The sequence below is a fragment of the Flavobacterium arundinis genome (assembly GCF_038289855.1).
In the GTDB taxonomy this organism is placed as follows: domain Bacteria; phylum Bacteroidota; class Bacteroidia; order Flavobacteriales; family Flavobacteriaceae; genus Flavobacterium; species Flavobacterium arundinis.
On record NZ_JBBYHR010000001.1, the window covers coordinates 607,583 to 622,531 of the forward strand.

The following is a 14,949-nucleotide window of genomic DNA, read 5'->3' on the forward strand; positions in this document are numbered from 1 at the left end:
TGTAATATTTAGCGCAGTCGAAATAGATATTTTCATAGTTTTTTGCTTCTCGACTGCGCTCGAAGTGACAACCAGGACGTTATAATTTGTACCGAACATCTGTAGTTAACGCAAATAATGATATTTTTGTGTAAGCTTGCAGGGATGCAGATTTCGCAGGCCAAACTAACAAACCTTTAAAACAATGAACATAGCAGTGGTAATGGGCGGATATTCAGATGAATCCGTTATTTCTATACGTAGCGGGCAGCTGATCCTCAACAACCTTGACAAAGCCAAATATAACCCTTTTGAAGTGCATATCCTTCCCGAAGGATGGGATGTTATCATCGACACCCAAAAATACCCCATAAATAAAGGCGATTTTTCATTTGAGAAAGACGGCCAAAAAATAACTTTCGATACCATTGTAAACACAGTGCATGGCACACCGGGCGAGGACGGCCACCTGCAATCGTACTGGGAACTGCTTGAAATACCGTACACCGGATGCGGCTTTTACCAAAGCGCACTGACATTTAATAAACGCGACACACTCAGCGTACTCGCAAAATTTAACATTCCGAGGGCAAAGTCTATTTACCTGTCGAAAGGTGATGCGATCACTGCCGAAGATGTGAAGGAGACACTTGGATTGCCTTTTATGGTAAAGCCCAACCAGAGCGGCAGCAGCCTTGGCGTTTCTAAAGTGAATGACCTTGCTGATTTTGATAAAGCGCTGGATTTCGCTTTTGCGGAAGACAATGACATCCTTATTGAATCGTACCTGAAAGGAACGGAAGTTTCGGTAGGGGTGCTTAACTTTAAGGGTGAAACCACTGTGTTGGGGCTGACAGAGATCGTATCGCATAACGACTTTTTCGACTATGAGGCCAAATACCTTGGTAAGTCGGAAGAGATTACCCCGGCAAGGGTGGATGCCGCAACAGAGAAGAAAATACGCGAAACCGCTGCCAAAGCCTATGAAGCATTGGGCATGAGCGGATTCAGCCGTACCGATTTCATTATTATGGATGGCGAACCGCATTTTATAGAGATCAATACCAATCCGGGATTGTCGCCGCAAAGCATCTTCCCGCAACAGGCAGCGCATGCGGGCATAGCAATGAGCGATTTGCTGGATAGCGAGATAGCATTGGCGCAAAAAAGAAAAGTATTATGGAAGAAATAGGCCTCACCCCAGCCCTCTCCAAAGGAGAGGGAGAAGCTTCACTCAGCCGTAAATAGGTACTCAACTTAAGTTTGTAATATAAATGAATTCTTCACGTTCCATGCTCCCCTCTCCTTTGGAGAGGGGTTGGGGGTGAGGCCTGAAACCTGAAACTAAAAAATGAAAATAGCAGTATTCCCTGGTTCTTTCGACCCGATAACCCTCGGGCATTATGACATTATCAAACGTGGTGTGAGCCTGTTCGATAAGATCATTGTTGCCATTGGGGTAAACGCCGAGAAAAAATATATGTTTTCGCTGGAGGAACGCCTACAGTTTATAAAGGAGTCGTTTAAAGATGAACCAAAGGTAGAAGTGATTACCTACGAAGGCCTTACTATCGACCTGTGCCGGAAAGTGGGTGCCGAATTTATTTTGAGGGGCCTTCGCAACCCTGCCGACTTTGAATTCGAAAAAGCCATAGCCCACACCAACAGGCAGCTTTCGCAAATCGAAACAGTATTCTTACTGACGAGTATCAGCACTTCGCACATCAGCTCGAGCATTGTGCGGGATGTATTGCGGAATGGCGGCGACTACACCATCCTCGTCCCCGATTCGGTAAGGGTAAAATAATTGTATGAAAAAAATTCTAATCCTGTTGCTATTTACCGCAACGCTGTCCGCGCAAAAGAATATGTACACTACACCCTACGAGAAAGGCAACCGTAACCAGACGGCCACCTACCAGGAAACCATAGATTTTTTTACATTATTAGACAAAGATTTTGAGTCTATCCAAATGCTGGAAATGGGCCCGACAGACAGCGGCATACCCCTGCATATCGTTATTTACAACCCGGACAAGGTTTTTGATTTTGAACAGATACATAAAAATAAGGCGGTACTGCTGCTCAATAACGGCATCCACCCCGGGGAGCCTGACGGTATAGACGCTACCATGATGCTGTACCGCGATTTGGCGACGGGCAAGGTAAAAGCGCCAAAAAACACGGTTATCGTCAATATCCCAATTTATAATATAGGCGGCGCTTTAAACCGCAACTCGCATACCCGCGCTAACCAGAACGGGCCGGAAAGTTATGGCTTTCGTGGTAACGAGCGCAACTACGACCTGAACCGCGACTTTGTAAAAAGCGATACAAAAAATGCACGCAGCTTTGCAGCGATATTCCAAAAAGTGCAACCGGATGTGTTTATAGACAATCATGTGAGCAACGGCGCTGATTACCAATATATCTTCACGTACATTGCGACACACCACCAAAAACTGGGTGGTAATCTCGGCAATTATTTCAAGGCCGAAATGATGCCGAAGATCCTTGCCGCGATGAAAGCCAAAGGCATAGAGGCAACACCCTATGTGAACATCCATGACGAGAAGCCGGACAGCGGTTTTGAGCAGTTCATGGATTACCCAAGGTATTCTACCGGTTATGCTTCCATGTTTAATGTGCCGGGGTCTATGCCCGAAACGCACATGCTGAAAGAGTATGAGAGCCGCGTGAAAGTGACCTATGAATATATGGCCGAAACCCTTGCCTATATTGAGGAAAACTATACTAAGATAAAAGAGCTGCGCGCCGAAAGCAACAGCCATTACAAGCCGGGGATGCACTACCCGCTGCAATGGGAGATCGATTCGACGGAGATAACCCTGCTGCCATTTCTGGGCTATGAAGGCGGTCATAAACCGAGCGATGTGTCGGGCAAGCCAAGGCTGTATTACGACAGGAAGAAGCCGTTTAGCAAAACGATCCCCTATTTCCAGCAGTACACGCCTGTATTGGAAGTAACGATCCCTGAGGCTTACATCATTCCGCAATCGTGGTGGAATGCCATCGAGCTGCTGAAGGTCAATAATATCAAAATGTCGCCATTAGCACAGGACACGGAAATAGAAGTGGAAAGCTACCGGATCACCGATTATAAGACCAGCAAGTATCCTTATGAAGGCCACTACCCGCACAGCGATACTAAGGTAAAGGCAACTACCCGGAGAGTCCTTTTCCGAAAAGGCGATATAGTTATTCAAACGAACCAGCCGGGTGTAAAATACCTGTTGGAAACACTGGAACCACAAGCAGTCGACTCGTATTTCAATTGGAACTTTTTTGATGCGATATTACAGCAGAAAGAATATTTTTCTGCCTATGTTTTTGAGGATACTGCTGCAAAATCATTAAAAGACAACCCTAAACTGAAGGCTGAATTTGATGCCAAAAAGAAGCAGGATAAAATATTTTCGGATGATGGTGATGCACAGCTTGACTGGATATACATGAATTCGGAGTATTATGAGAAGACGCACATGGAGTATCCTGTGTATCGTAAAATGGAATAGATATAGTACATCATATCAGAACCTTACCCCTAGGTTTTCAATTTCTTCTTCCTTGCTGCAGGGAATAATACGTTATTAAGAATTAACCGGTAGCCGGGCGAATTTGGGTGCAGGTCGAGTACTGTTGGGGCGTCTCCCACTCTATGCTGGTAGTCTTCGGGGTCGTGGCCGCCATAATAGGTGAACATGCCTTTTCCTTTGGTCCCGTGGATGTAACGCGCTTCGCCGGTCTGCTTGTTCTCACCCATTACCAGTACGTTCGATTTTACTTTATCAGAATAGAAAGCCGTCGTCTGGCCCATGAATCCTTTCACCAGTTGTGTATGGTTCTGGCAAAGCATTGACGGTATCGGATCCCATTTTGCGGAATATTCCATCAGGGTAAAATAATCGTTGTCCGGCAATATTGCACGCTTATTTGTTGTGTCAATGTCAGAAAACTCATAAACCATCGGGTTGCGTTCCAGTATATAGTCCTTAAAGGCAAACGAGTTGTTGTAATCGATTTTTGACTGGTAGTTAGGGTCGCTGGCATCGCCGTCGAACATTGGCTCGCAAATGTCAACGCCTTCTGCCGAAAGCGCAATGTCAAAGCTGTCTGTCGCGGAACACATGGCAAACATGAAACCGCCGCCAATAACGAAGTTCCTTATTTTGGTAGCAACGGCCAGCTTTTCGTCAGATACTTTTTCATAGCCGAGTTTTGCCGCAAGGGCTTCCGCTTCTTTTTTCTGCTCAATATACCACGGTGCATTGCGGTACATCCCAAAGAACTTACCATACTGGCCGGTAAAATCCTCATGGTGCAGGTGCAGCCAGTCGTAAAGCAAAAGTGCATCGCCTAATACTTCCTCATCGTAAATAGGCGTGAAAGGTATTTCGGCATAGGTAAGCACCAATGTCACGGCATCATCCCAGGGTTGTTTGCCTTTAGGTGTATATACCGCAATTTTTGGGGCTTTTTCGAGCACAACATTCTCCATGTTTTGCGATGGGCTGCTTATATCATCAAGAATGCTGTTGGCTTCGCTGTCGCTTATCACTTCAAAACTCACCCCGCGTATCTGGCATTCGCGGCGTATCTCTTCGGCATCAGGAAGCAGGAACGACCCACCCCTGTAATTCAGCAGCCAGTTAACTTTATAGCTTTTATCGAGTGCCCAGTAGGTAATACCATAGGCTTTCAGGTGGTTTTGCTGCGTGCTTTCATCCATCGGGATCAGAATCATCGAAGCTTTTGCACCAAATGAAATAATAAGCAGCAAGACTAAATATATTCTTTTAAAAGGCATTTTTCTTTTCATTAGTAATTTCAAAGATAGCAAATAGATAGGTTGTATCAATAACTACGCCACAGCTATTTTATTATCAGCGCTTACAGATTTGGCTACCCGAATAAGCCATATAACAAAGTTACGATTAAATCAACAAAAAAATAACCTAAAACGTTTTCGTAAAATATAAAAGCAATATATCTTTGCGATATTTTTAAACAAAATAGCGATTACAGGTTTATAACTAAAAAATTTACATTTTATTAACAACACAACATAATGAATTTTACACTGCCCTTAAAAAACGTTGGTATTAATGACATACCAATGGTGGGAGGAAAAAACGCCTCCCTTGGAGAAATGCTCCAAAACCTTACTGCACTTGGTGTTACCATCCCTGACGGATTTGTAGTAACGGTAACGGCTTACTACGCCTTTTTAAAGTACAATGCCCTGGATGAAAAAATCAAAGCTACCGTAGATGCTATCGATTATGACAACATCGAATCATTGCGTCGAGGCGGCATGCAGATACGGCAGTCGTTTTTAAACGGTAAATTTCCTGCAGAAATGAGCGAGGAGATCACCAATTGCTACCTTGCGCTTTCGGCACAATACGGTCAGGAAATGACCGACATCGCCGTACGCAGCTCAGCTACTGCAGAAGACCTTCCGGATGCATCATTTGCCGGACAGCAGGAAACGTTCCTTAACGTGCGCGGGCCTGAAATGCTTATGGATTCTATCCGCAAATGCTTCGCATCGCTGTTTACAGACAGGGCTATCAGCTACCGCCAGAGTTTTGGTTACAACCATCTGGAGCTTGCACTTTCGGTTTGTGTACAAAAGATGGTGCGAAGCGATCTTGGCACATCAGGTGTTGCATTTTCCATAGATACCGAAAGCGGTTTTAAAGATGCGGTGGTGATCAATGCTTCTTATGGTTTGGGTGAAATGATCGTACAGGGAGCAGTATCGCCGGATGAGTATATTGTTTTTAAGCCTTTGCTGAAACAGGGCTTCAATTCGATCATCGAAAAGAAGATGGGCAACAAGGACATCATGATGATCTATGGCGAAGGCGGTGACGAACGTGTAAAAACCATACCTACCGAAGATAAGTTCAGGAAACGTTTCTGCTTAAGCGATGAAAACATCCTAAAACTGTCGCGATGGGTCGTTATCATAGAAGAATATTATTCGAAAATACGTGACAAATGGACCCCGATGGATGTAGAATGGGCGATAGACGGCCTTACAAAAGAGATGTTTATCGTTCAGGCACGCCCGGAAACCATCCATTCGCAAAAGAACCCGACCACCATAACCGAGTACCGCATTGAGGACGAAAGCCGCTATGAAAAACTGCTATTGAAAGGCATAGCTGTAGGTGATAAGATAGGAACCGGCAAGGCAACGATACTATATTCAATGGACAAAAGGGTTTCCGAAGGGCATGAGTTTATACCGGGTTCGGTATTGGTGACCGACATGACCGACCCGGACTGGGAGCCGATCATGAAAAAAGCTTCGGCTATTATTACCAATAAAGGCGGGCGTACCTGCCATGCGGCTATCATTGCGCGGGAGATGGGCATTCCTGCTATCGTGGGCTGTGGCAATGCTACCGAACTGATCGCAGAAGGTATGCTGCTTACGGCTTCCTGTGCCGAAGGTGACCAGGGATTTGTCTATGAAGGCGAGATAAAATACATTAAAACCGAATATGACCTGAGCCAGCTGCCGGAAGTGAAAACGGATATCATGCTCAACGTGGCATCGCCGGGCCTTGCATTTCAATTCTCCCATCTGCCGAACAAAGGAGTGGGGCTTGCCAGGGAAGAGTTTATCATCAATAATTATATTGAGGTACACCCATTAGCTTTGCTAAATCACCGCAACCTGAATGATGCGTCGCTTACCAAAGAGATCGAAAAGAAAATAACGGGTTATCCTGATGAAGAAACGTTCTTTATTGATAAGTTGGCCAATGGTGTTGCAAAGATCGCAGCTTCGTTTTATCCTAATAAAACGATAGTGCGTTTCTCCGACTTTAAGACCAACGAGTACTACAACCTTTTGGGCGGTAAGTATTATGAGCCGAACGAAGAGAACCCGATGATCGGATGGAGGGGCGCTTCCCGCTATTATTCGGAGGCTTACAAAGCGGCTTTCGGACTGGAATGCAGGGCCATCAAAAAAGTACGTGAAGAAATGGGCCTTACCAATGTAGTCGTGATGATACCTTTCTGCCGCACGGTTGAAGAGCTTCACAAAGTAATGGAAGTGATGAAGGAGTTCGGACTGGAAAGAGGCGATAACGGACTGGAGCTGTACCTGATGGCCGAGATACCGTCGAATATTATGATGGCTGAGGAATTTGCCGTGCATATTGATGGTTTCTCTATTGGCAGCAATGACCTTACGCAGCTGACACTTGGCCTTGACAGGGATTCCTCGTTGGTAGCACACCTGTATGACGAAAGGAACCCGGCCGTGAAGCGTATGCTCGAAATGCTTATTTCAGCTGCTAAGAAAGCGGGTGTGAAAGTTGGCATTTGTGGGCAGGGGCCATCGGATTTCCCTGATTTTGCGCAGTTCCTTGTTGGATTGGGTATTGACAGTATATCGGTTACGCCGGATTCGGTTATCAAAACGGTTAATGCCATCGCAGAAGCAGAAGCGCTTATTGCAGATAAAGCAGCGGTGCTACAGATGAATTAGTTTTTTGGTTATTATATTTGAGAAGCGTCCTGGAAACGGGGCGCTTTTTTGTTGTTATATGATGTACCTCTCTCAAGAGTGGACTACTAAACTCATACCGATACAAGAACTACTTTTAGAGTTCGAGTAATCACGGCTGAGTGTTCCCCTCTTGAGAGGGGTTAGGGGTGTGTTCTTCGAACTCAATAATATATCCTTCAATTGCGCGAATCACATTGTCTGTATCTTTTAAAACCTGGAAATCAGAAAAACGGAGCACTGTAATACCAAAATCATTCACTGAAGCTTCTTTAATTATATCCTTATTATAAATTTCAATCAGTTCGTGTGAATAGCCATCTACCTCTATACCTAACATTAATTCATAACAAAAGAAATCCAAAATATAATTGCCTACTGGTTTTTGTCGATGAAAGTCATAACCATACATTTGCTTGTTTTTGAGTTTCTGCCAAAGGATAACTTCAGCTTTAGTACTACCATTGCGAAGCTGACGGGCCAGTTCTTTTAATTGTGGATTATATGGAATTACTTTTCTTTTCACTTAGCAAATTCATGGAATTAAATGACACACCCCCAACCCCTCTCAAGAGGGGAGCCGCCACTCATTCCCTTAACCACTCATATGGAAGCAGTAAGAATTTAAGCAACTAACTTTACACCTACTTTTGGATCTGTAATAATCAACTGTAGTATTAATTTCTCTATATTAATCTAAAGTACAAAATTTATTAACTAAAAAAGCGCATCTCTCAATGCGCTTTTTTTTGCTTGTATTATTCCTCAAAAGAAATATGCTCTGCGCCATGCATGACCATTTCCCGTATTTTTTCTGTAAGCTCCATCTCGTTGGTAGTTTTTCCCATAGTGTACGTTTTAATTTTATGTGTTTTTAGAATGACACATCGTCGTCGCCATCATTGCTGTTCATGACTTGCACTCTTTTTGCAATGCGAAGTGGGGCGATTTGTTTAGGACAACTACAAAAAGATATTAATACATAAATAAAAGTGATTATCACAATTATTAAAAATAATTAATATATTTAACAATATATTAACCATAATTATTTACTATGAAAGATGATCCAAATCAAGCAGATCTTGACAATCACTCCAACCAATTGAATCCAAATAATGATGAGTACTGGAATTCCCGCGATCAGGAAAAGCCATAACAGATTTAATCCCGGAAATTAGTCTATTCGCCTGAAAGCGAAAATTTTACAATGAAAAAAGCGCATCTCTCAATGCGCTTCCTTAGTATGTTTACTTATTTTATTCGTCAAAAGAAATATGTTCTGCGCCATGCACGACCATTTCCCGTATTGTTTCTGTAAGTTCCATCTCGTTGGTAGTTTTTCCCATAGTGTACGTTTTAATTTTATGTATTTTTAGAATGGCACATCGTCGTCGCCATCATTGCTGTTCATGTTGCTGCCGAACGCCTCATTGGCCGAAGGCAGGTTTTTGGTTATAAAGGCTGTGCTGTCGTTCATGCTGGATGGCAGGTCGCCAAACGGTGAACCGAAATCGTCGAGGTTATCGAACTTACCGAGGCTTCCTATAAACTTCAGCCGGATATTATCCAGTCCGCCGTTACGGTGCTTGGCTACGATAAACTCGGCCTGGCCCTGTGTCGGCGATTGCTCCTCATCATCCCACTCATCGATCTTGTAGTATTCAGGACGATAGATGAACGACACGATATCCGCATCCTGCTCGATCGCTCCCGATTCCCTCAAATCCGATAGTAACGGGCGCTTGCTCGAACCACGGGTCTCTACGGCACGCGAGAGCTGCGACAGGGCGATAACAGGCACCGCAAGTTCTTTTGCTAAGGCTTTCAGGTTACGTGAAATGGTAGATATCTCCTGCTCACGGTTTCCGCCGCCTTTTCCATTCCCTCCTGCAGTCATTAGCTGGAGGTAATCGATGATTATCATTTTGATGCCGTACTGAGAAGACAGCCTTCTGGCTTTGGCCCTGAGGTCGAATATCGAAAGCGATGGCGTATCATCAATATAAAGCGGGGCTTTCTCAAGGTCTTTTACTTTAATACTCAGCTGCTCCCACTCGTGTTTTTCGAGCTTACCGGTACGCAGCTTTTCTGACGGAAGCCCGGTCTCGCTAGAAATCAGACGGGTAATCAGCTGTACGGATGACATCTCCAGGGAAAACAATGCCACGGGGTGGTTGAAGTCGATAGCGATGTTGCGCGCCATTGATAAAACGAACGCAGTCTTACCCATACCCGGCCTCGCCGCAATAATGATAAGGTCGCTGGGCTGCCAACCTGAGGTAAGCTTGTCCAGATCATGGAAACCGGTGGCAATACCACTGAGGCCTTCTTTATTCGCGATCTCCTCAATACGTTTTTTAGCCTGTATAACGAGGCTTTGGGCAGTTTCGGAACTACGCTTGATATTGCCCTGCGTTACCTCATACAGGCGTGATTCGGCTTTATCCAGCAGGTCGAACACATCGGTGGTCTCATCATAAGACTCCTCGATGATCTCGCTGGATATTTTGATAAGGCTGCGCTGAATGAATTTCTGCAAAATAATGCGCGAGTGAAACTCAATGTGTGCCGAAGACGATATCTTTTGCGTAAGCTGTATCAGGTAGAAATCGCCCCCTGCCAGTTCGAGCTTTGCGGTCTTTTTAAGCTGCGCAGAGACTGTTAACAAGTCAATGGGCTGCGTATCGTTGAAAAGCGCCACAATAGCCTCATAAATGTGTTTGTGGGCATCTTTGTAAAAAGCATCCGGCTGAAGGATATCAATCACTTCGTCAACCCCCTTTTTGTCAATCATCATGGCGCCGAGAACGGCCTCCTCAAGGTCGAGCGCCTGTGGCGGCAGCTTGCCTTTCTCCAGGTTGATAATGGTCGTCTTATCAACTCTCACGGGGTTTATATTCCTGATATTTTCCATACTGCGAATGTAAATAAAATTGGCACCAAATAGTTAAGTAATTGTTAAGTGCGCCATTTATAACCTGTTTACAACCTGTTGATAAATCACCTCAAATTTGTTCATAACCCAAAAAAAATCCGAAGCTGCAAGGCTTCGGACTAATTATGCCGTTATGGCTATATTATTCCTTGTACTCGCCCATTTTACTGTACTTATCCATCCTTTGCGCCACTAATTCAGCTGTTGATAAGTCTTTGAGTTCGTTGTAACCTTTCAATATGTATTCTTCTACACTCCTGAAGGCGGTTTCGCGGTCATAATGCGCGCCTCCAAGGGGTTCCGGGATTATGTCGTCAATCAGGCCGTTCTTTTTCATGTCGAAGGAAGTCAGCTTCAATGCTTCGGCAGCCTGCTCTTTGTACTCCCAACTCCTCCAAAGGATGGATGAACAGGATTCCGGCGAGATAACGGAGTACCATGTGTTCTCCATCATGTATACTTTGTCGCCCACTCCGATGCCTAATGCACCTCCTGAAGCTCCCTCTCCTACTATAACGGTAATGATAGGGGTTTTAAGGCGTATCATCTCAAAAATATTCCTTGCAATGGCTTCTCCCTGTCCGCGCTCTTCGGCTTCAAGGCCGGGATAAGCTCCCGGAGTATCCACAAGCGTTACGACAGGTATCCCGAATTTCTCGGCCATTTTCATCAGCCTTAATGCCTTGCGGTAACCTTCAGGGTTGGCCATACCGAAGTTGCGGTACTGCCTTGTTTTTGTATTGTATCCCTTTTGCTGCCCAACGATCATGAACGACTGCCCGCCTATCTTGCCGAGCCCGCCTATCATGGCTTTGTCGTCTTTAAAGCCACGGTCGCCAAACATCTCAAGGAACGTTTCGCCTGTAAGCGCCCTTACATGGTCCATTGTGTAGGGACGGCTTGGATGCCTTGACAACTGTACCCTTTGCCACGCAGTAAGGTTTTTGTATATCTTCTTTTTGGTTTCTTCCAGTTTCTTCTCGATCTGTTTGCAGGTATTAGACACGTCAACGTCGCTCTCCTGGCCTATTATCGTGCACTTATCCAGCTGGTCCTCAAGCTCCTTGATAGGGAGTTCAAAATCTAAATATTCCATAGTATAGGCAGATTTTCATTTTTGGTTCGGGCTACAAAGATAAAATTTTCAATTGGTAAACAAACTACAGGCAGCTAATTACTTTCAATTTTGGGCTTATTTTTAAGTATCCCGTTGATAATCACAGTACTCAAAATAATTAGTGCCCCAAGATAGAACGGCCATCCCATTTTTTCCTTTTCCTTAAAAACGATGAGTGCGAGAATTATCCCATAAACCGGCTCCATATTGATGGTAAGCATGACAGTATAAGGCGAAATAAACTTCATAACCTGTACTGATGCGATAAAGGCATAAGCGGTGCAAAACGAACCGAGTATGAAAAGCCACATCCAGTCGAGGCCCGAAAGCATAAAGAAATCTGCTGTAAAGCTGCCCGTAAAAAGGAGGTAAAGCGAAAAGAAGAAAACGCCGCCCATCAGCTCATATAGTGATATGACCACCGGGTTGTACTCCTTTGCATATTTGCCATTAATGATCGAAAATGTTGCTGAGAGGAAGGCTGATGACAATGCCAGCAATATCCCCCAGTAATGGCCGGGATTGGTATAGGTACCACCGGCAAGGATACTCCAAAAGTCTTCCGGGTTTTCCATGACTTTTGCAAGCACTATGGCGAGATGTTCTCCGTATATGATGATGCACAAGCCTAAAACGACTATGAAACCCATAAGTATTTCATACCCGATGAGCCGCCTCCTGTAAAATACAGATTCTAACAATGTGGCAAACAGCGCACCTGTTGAGAGGCAGGCAAGTGTAATGGAAATATTGGAAACCTTTATAGCATGGAAAAACGTAAACCAGTGCATCGCGATGACAAGGCCGGCTACCATAAAGCCAAGGAATGTCCGCATGGGAACTTTAATCGGGGTTTTAGTGACTATTGCAAACAGGAATATAAGGCTAACGGCTATACACATCCTGAACCAGACCAACGGCAGGGCATCGAGCGAAATGAGCGCCCCAAGTACCGCGGTGAACCCCCACACAAATACGATAAAGTGGAGGTGCAGGTAGCTTTTTAAGTTATCGCCTGGCATTGCGCAAAAGATAAATGGCTAATATCCCGAAAGTGAAGTTGGGTATCCATACTGCGATGAATGGCGACATACTCGATTTTTCGGCCAGCGTGCCAAATACCTTATCGAAAAAGATAAAGGTAAACGCCAGCGCTATACCAAGGGCAAGGTTAACCCCCATACCGCCGCGCCTCTTCATAGATGAGACAGCTACGGCTATCACAGTAAGTATAAAGGCCGATATAGGAATACTGTATTTTTTGTACTTCACTACCAGGTAGGCGTTTATATTGCCCGATCCGCGCTCTTTTTCCTTTTCTATGAATTTGTTCAGCTCGCCGAGGGTCATGGTTTCGGCAGCGTACACCGTCGGGGTGAGGTCGTCCGGCTTGAAGTTGAATTTGAACTTCTTCTCATTTGCCGATTCCAGCCTGTCTTCCATCTTGCCTACAATCCGCTTGTTGTAATTGGTAAGCGTATAGGTACTGTCCTTTTCATTCCATTTGATCATGGAGGCGTTTATCTTGGAAACCATCTGGTTGTCCTTAAACTCCTCAAGGCTAAAATTGACACCCATTTTCGTCTTATAATTAAAGCTGCTTACGTAAATATACTCGTTGTCGCTTATCTGCTTGTAAACATCTACGTTTTTCCTTGTTTCGGCATCGGTGCCGCGCTTGAGGTAGGTGTACCGGAAGTCGTTGAAGCCCTTGCTCGCCGACGGCACGAAGAAAAAACCCATAAGCAGCGCGAGTATCGAAATGAATGTCGCACCTATAATATACGGCCTGAGGAAGCGCATGTAGGAGATTCCGGAGCTCAGTACGGCAATGATCTCGGTATTGTTGGCCAGCTTTGAGGTAAACCATATTACCGAAAGGAACAGGAATATCGGGAAAAGCATGTTGGCAAAATAGATGGTAAAATTGCCATAATAAATGGCTACGTCCACGAAGGGCACTTTGTACTCAAGTATCCTGTTGATCTTTTCGGAAACGTCGATCACGATCCCGATGGGGATGAACATGATGAGCATCACAAAAAATGTTGCCAGGTAACGCTTCAGGATGTACCAGTCTATTATTTTCATGCTATTATGCTTGTTTAATTATATTATAATACGGTTGTCACTTCGAGCGCAGTCGAGAAGCAAGATAACGAAAATGCCGCATTTCGACTGCGCTCAATATGACATTTTCGTTATCTTGTTACATAATGCGATCTACAGCCTCTGACTCATCTGCTTCACCATCATATCCTTCCACTCACGGAAGTCGCCGGCAATGATGTGCTTCCTGGCCTCGCGCACCAGCCACATATAGAAACCGAGGTTGTGTATGGTCGCTATCTGCTTGCCAAGGTATTCGTTGGCGGCAAAAAGGTGGCGCAGGTAGGCCTTGGTATATTCGGTGTCGACAAAGGTCATGCCCATTTCGTCTATTGGCGAAAAGTCGTCTTCCCACTTCTTGTTCTTGATGTTGATGGTGCCGTGCGCCGTGAACAGCATCCCGTTACGGGCGTTGCGCGTTGGCATCACGCAGTCGAACATATCCACGCCCAGCGCGATGTTCTCGAGTATGTTTATCGGGGTGCCCACGCCCATGAGGTAGCGCGGCTTGTCTTCGGGGAGTATGCTGCACACCACATCGGTCATGGCGTACATTTCTTCGGCCGGTTCGCCTACCGAAAGGCCTCCGATGGCGTTACCCACAGCGCCTGCATTGGCGATATATTCGGCCGATTGCTGGCGAAGGTCGGTATAGGTGCTCCCCTGCACGATCGGGAAGAACGCCTGGCTGTAGCCGTACTTAAAAGGCAGCTTTTCGAGGTGCGTAATGCAGCGGTCGAGCCAGCGGTGCGTCATGTGCATGGAGCGCTTAGCATAGCGGTAATCGCACGGGTACGGGGTACACTCGTCGAAGGCCATGATGATGTCGGCGCCAATGGTGCGCTGAATCTCCATCACGCTCTCGGGCGAAAAGAAATGGTACGACCCGTCGATGTGCGACTTGAACTTTACGCCCTCCTCCTTGATCTTGCGGTTGGCCGAAAGCGAGTACACCTGGTAGCCGCCGCTGTCGGTCAGGATGTTGCGGTCCCAGTTCATAAACTTGTGGAGGCCGCCTGCCTTTTCGAGTATTTCGGTTTGCGGGCGGAGGTATAAGTGGTAGGTATTCCCTAAAATGATATCGGGGTTGATGTCGTCCTTTAGCTCGCGCTGGTGCACGCCCTTAACCGAAGCAACGGTGCCCACAGGCATGAATATCGGGGTTTCTATAACGCCGTGGTCGGTCGTGATGCTGCCTGCCCTGGCCTTGGACTGCGGGTCTTTGGTAAGAAGATCAAATTTCATAGTCGTATT

Annotated in this window: 11 protein-coding genes; 4 read left to right on the forward strand and 7 right to left on the reverse strand. The window is 45.4% G+C overall.

Translation table 11 applies throughout. The annotated features are described in order from the left end of the window. Nucleotides 1–184 precede the first annotated feature (184 nt). The 3 genes from AAEO56_RS02735 to AAEO56_RS02745 all read left to right on the forward strand — a co-directional run bounded on the left by AAEO56_RS02735 (nt 185) and on the right by AAEO56_RS02745 (nt 3,515). Nucleotides 185–1,171 (forward strand): D-alanine--D-alanine ligase, encoded by a 987-nt coding sequence (locus AAEO56_RS02735; RefSeq protein WP_341695484.1) that lies wholly within the window; start codon nt 185–187, stop codon nt 1,169–1,171. Nucleotides 1,172–1,330: 159 nt separating this feature from the next. Further along, nucleotides 1,331–1,786 carry a pantetheine-phosphate adenylyltransferase gene (gene coaD, locus AAEO56_RS02740; protein WP_341695485.1) on the forward strand — a complete coding sequence of 152 codons (456 nt, stop codon included), beginning with the start codon at nt 1,331–1,333 and terminating at the stop codon, nt 1,784–1,786. Nucleotides 1,787–1,790: 4 nt separating this feature from the next. Continuing rightward, nucleotides 1,791–3,515 (forward strand): M14 family metallopeptidase, encoded by a 1,725-nt coding sequence (locus AAEO56_RS02745; protein WP_341695486.1) that lies wholly within the window; start codon nt 1,791–1,793, stop codon nt 3,513–3,515. A 29-nt stretch (nt 3,516–3,544) separates the two neighbouring features. Here the strand turns inward: AAEO56_RS02745 and AAEO56_RS02750 are convergent, their stop codons facing one another. Further along, nucleotides 3,545–4,807 carry an asparagine synthetase B gene (locus AAEO56_RS02750; protein ID WP_341695487.1) on the reverse strand — a complete coding sequence of 421 codons (1,263 nt, stop codon included), beginning with the start codon at nt 4,805–4,807 and terminating at the stop codon, nt 3,545–3,547. A gap of 261 nt (nt 4,808–5,068) precedes the next feature. On the opposite strand from AAEO56_RS02750, the gene ppsA reads away from it, so the two are divergent. Beyond that, nucleotides 5,069–7,513: a phosphoenolpyruvate synthase gene (ppsA, locus tag AAEO56_RS02755; protein WP_341695488.1), complete on the forward strand. Its 2,445-nt coding sequence runs from the start codon at nt 5,069–5,071 to the stop codon at nt 7,511–7,513. Between the two features lie 130 nt (nt 7,514–7,643). Here ppsA and AAEO56_RS02760 read toward each other — a convergent pair whose 3' ends face one another. The 6 genes from AAEO56_RS02760 to tgt all read right to left on the reverse strand — a co-directional run bounded on the left by AAEO56_RS02760 (nt 7,644) and on the right by tgt (nt 14,940). Further along, nucleotides 7,644–8,057, reverse strand: coding sequence for an endonuclease domain-containing protein (locus tag AAEO56_RS02760; RefSeq protein ID WP_341695489.1), 414 nt, complete (start codon nt 8,055–8,057; stop codon nt 7,644–7,646). 849 nt (nt 8,058–8,906) lie between these two features. After that, the gene (gene dnaB / locus AAEO56_RS02765) at nt 8,907–10,448 is read right to left on the reverse strand and encodes a replicative DNA helicase (RefSeq protein ID WP_341695490.1); all 1,542 of its coding nucleotides are present in this window, start codon (nt 10,446–10,448) and stop codon (nt 8,907–8,909) included. A gap of 163 nt (nt 10,449–10,611) precedes the next feature. Beyond that, a complete protein-coding gene (locus AAEO56_RS02770; protein ID WP_341695491.1) occupies nt 10,612–11,565 on the reverse strand; it encodes an acetyl-CoA carboxylase carboxyltransferase subunit alpha in 954 nt (317 codons plus the stop codon). A gap of 74 nt (nt 11,566–11,639) precedes the next feature. Continuing rightward, nucleotides 11,640–12,608 (reverse strand): DMT family transporter, encoded by a 969-nt coding sequence (locus tag AAEO56_RS02775; RefSeq protein ID WP_341695492.1) that lies wholly within the window; start codon nt 12,606–12,608, stop codon nt 11,640–11,642. Beyond that, complete coding sequence (locus AAEO56_RS02780) at nt 12,595–13,677, reverse strand: LptF/LptG family permease (RefSeq protein ID WP_341695493.1); 1,083 nt, start codon at nt 13,675–13,677, stop codon at nt 12,595–12,597. Before AAEO56_RS02780 ends, AAEO56_RS02775 begins: the two co-directional genes overlap by 14 nt. 132 nt (nt 13,678–13,809) lie before the next feature. Further along, nucleotides 13,810–14,940 carry a tRNA guanosine(34) transglycosylase Tgt gene (gene tgt, locus AAEO56_RS02785; protein WP_341695494.1) on the reverse strand — a complete coding sequence of 377 codons (1,131 nt, stop codon included), beginning with the start codon at nt 14,938–14,940 and terminating at the stop codon, nt 13,810–13,812. Nucleotides 14,941–14,949: the final 9 nt, after the last annotated feature.

Bases quoted from the DNA above. Each gene is read 5' to 3' on its own strand.
- AAEO56_RS02735 (WP_341695484.1), top strand. From the start codon at position 185: ATGAACATAGCAGTGGTAATGGGCGGATATTCAGATGAATCCGTTATT.
- coaD (WP_341695485.1), top strand. From the start codon at position 1,331: ATGAAAATAGCAGTATTCCCTGGTTCTTTCGACCCGATAACCCTCGGG.
- AAEO56_RS02745 (WP_341695486.1), top strand. From the start codon at position 1,791: ATGAAAAAAATTCTAATCCTGTTGCTATTTACCGCAACGCTGTCCGCG.
- AAEO56_RS02750 (WP_341695487.1), bottom strand. From the start codon at position 4,807: ATGCCTTTTAAAAGAATATATTTAGTCTTGCTGCTTATTATTTCATTT.
- ppsA (WP_341695488.1), top strand. From the start codon at position 5,069: ATGAATTTTACACTGCCCTTAAAAAACGTTGGTATTAATGACATACCA.
- dnaB (WP_341695490.1), bottom strand. From the start codon at position 10,448: ATGGAAAATATCAGGAATATAAACCCCGTGAGAGTTGATAAGACGACC.
- AAEO56_RS02770 (WP_341695491.1), bottom strand. From the start codon at position 11,565: ATGGAATATTTAGATTTTGAACTCCCTATCAAGGAGCTTGAGGACCAG.
- AAEO56_RS02775 (WP_341695492.1), bottom strand. From the start codon at position 12,608: ATGCCAGGCGATAACTTAAAAAGCTACCTGCACCTCCACTTTATCGTA.
- AAEO56_RS02780 (WP_341695493.1), bottom strand. From the start codon at position 13,677: ATGAAAATAATAGACTGGTACATCCTGAAGCGTTACCTGGCAACATTT.
- tgt (WP_341695494.1), bottom strand. From the start codon at position 14,940: ATGAAATTTGATCTTCTTACCAAAGACCCGCAGTCCAAGGCCAGGGCA.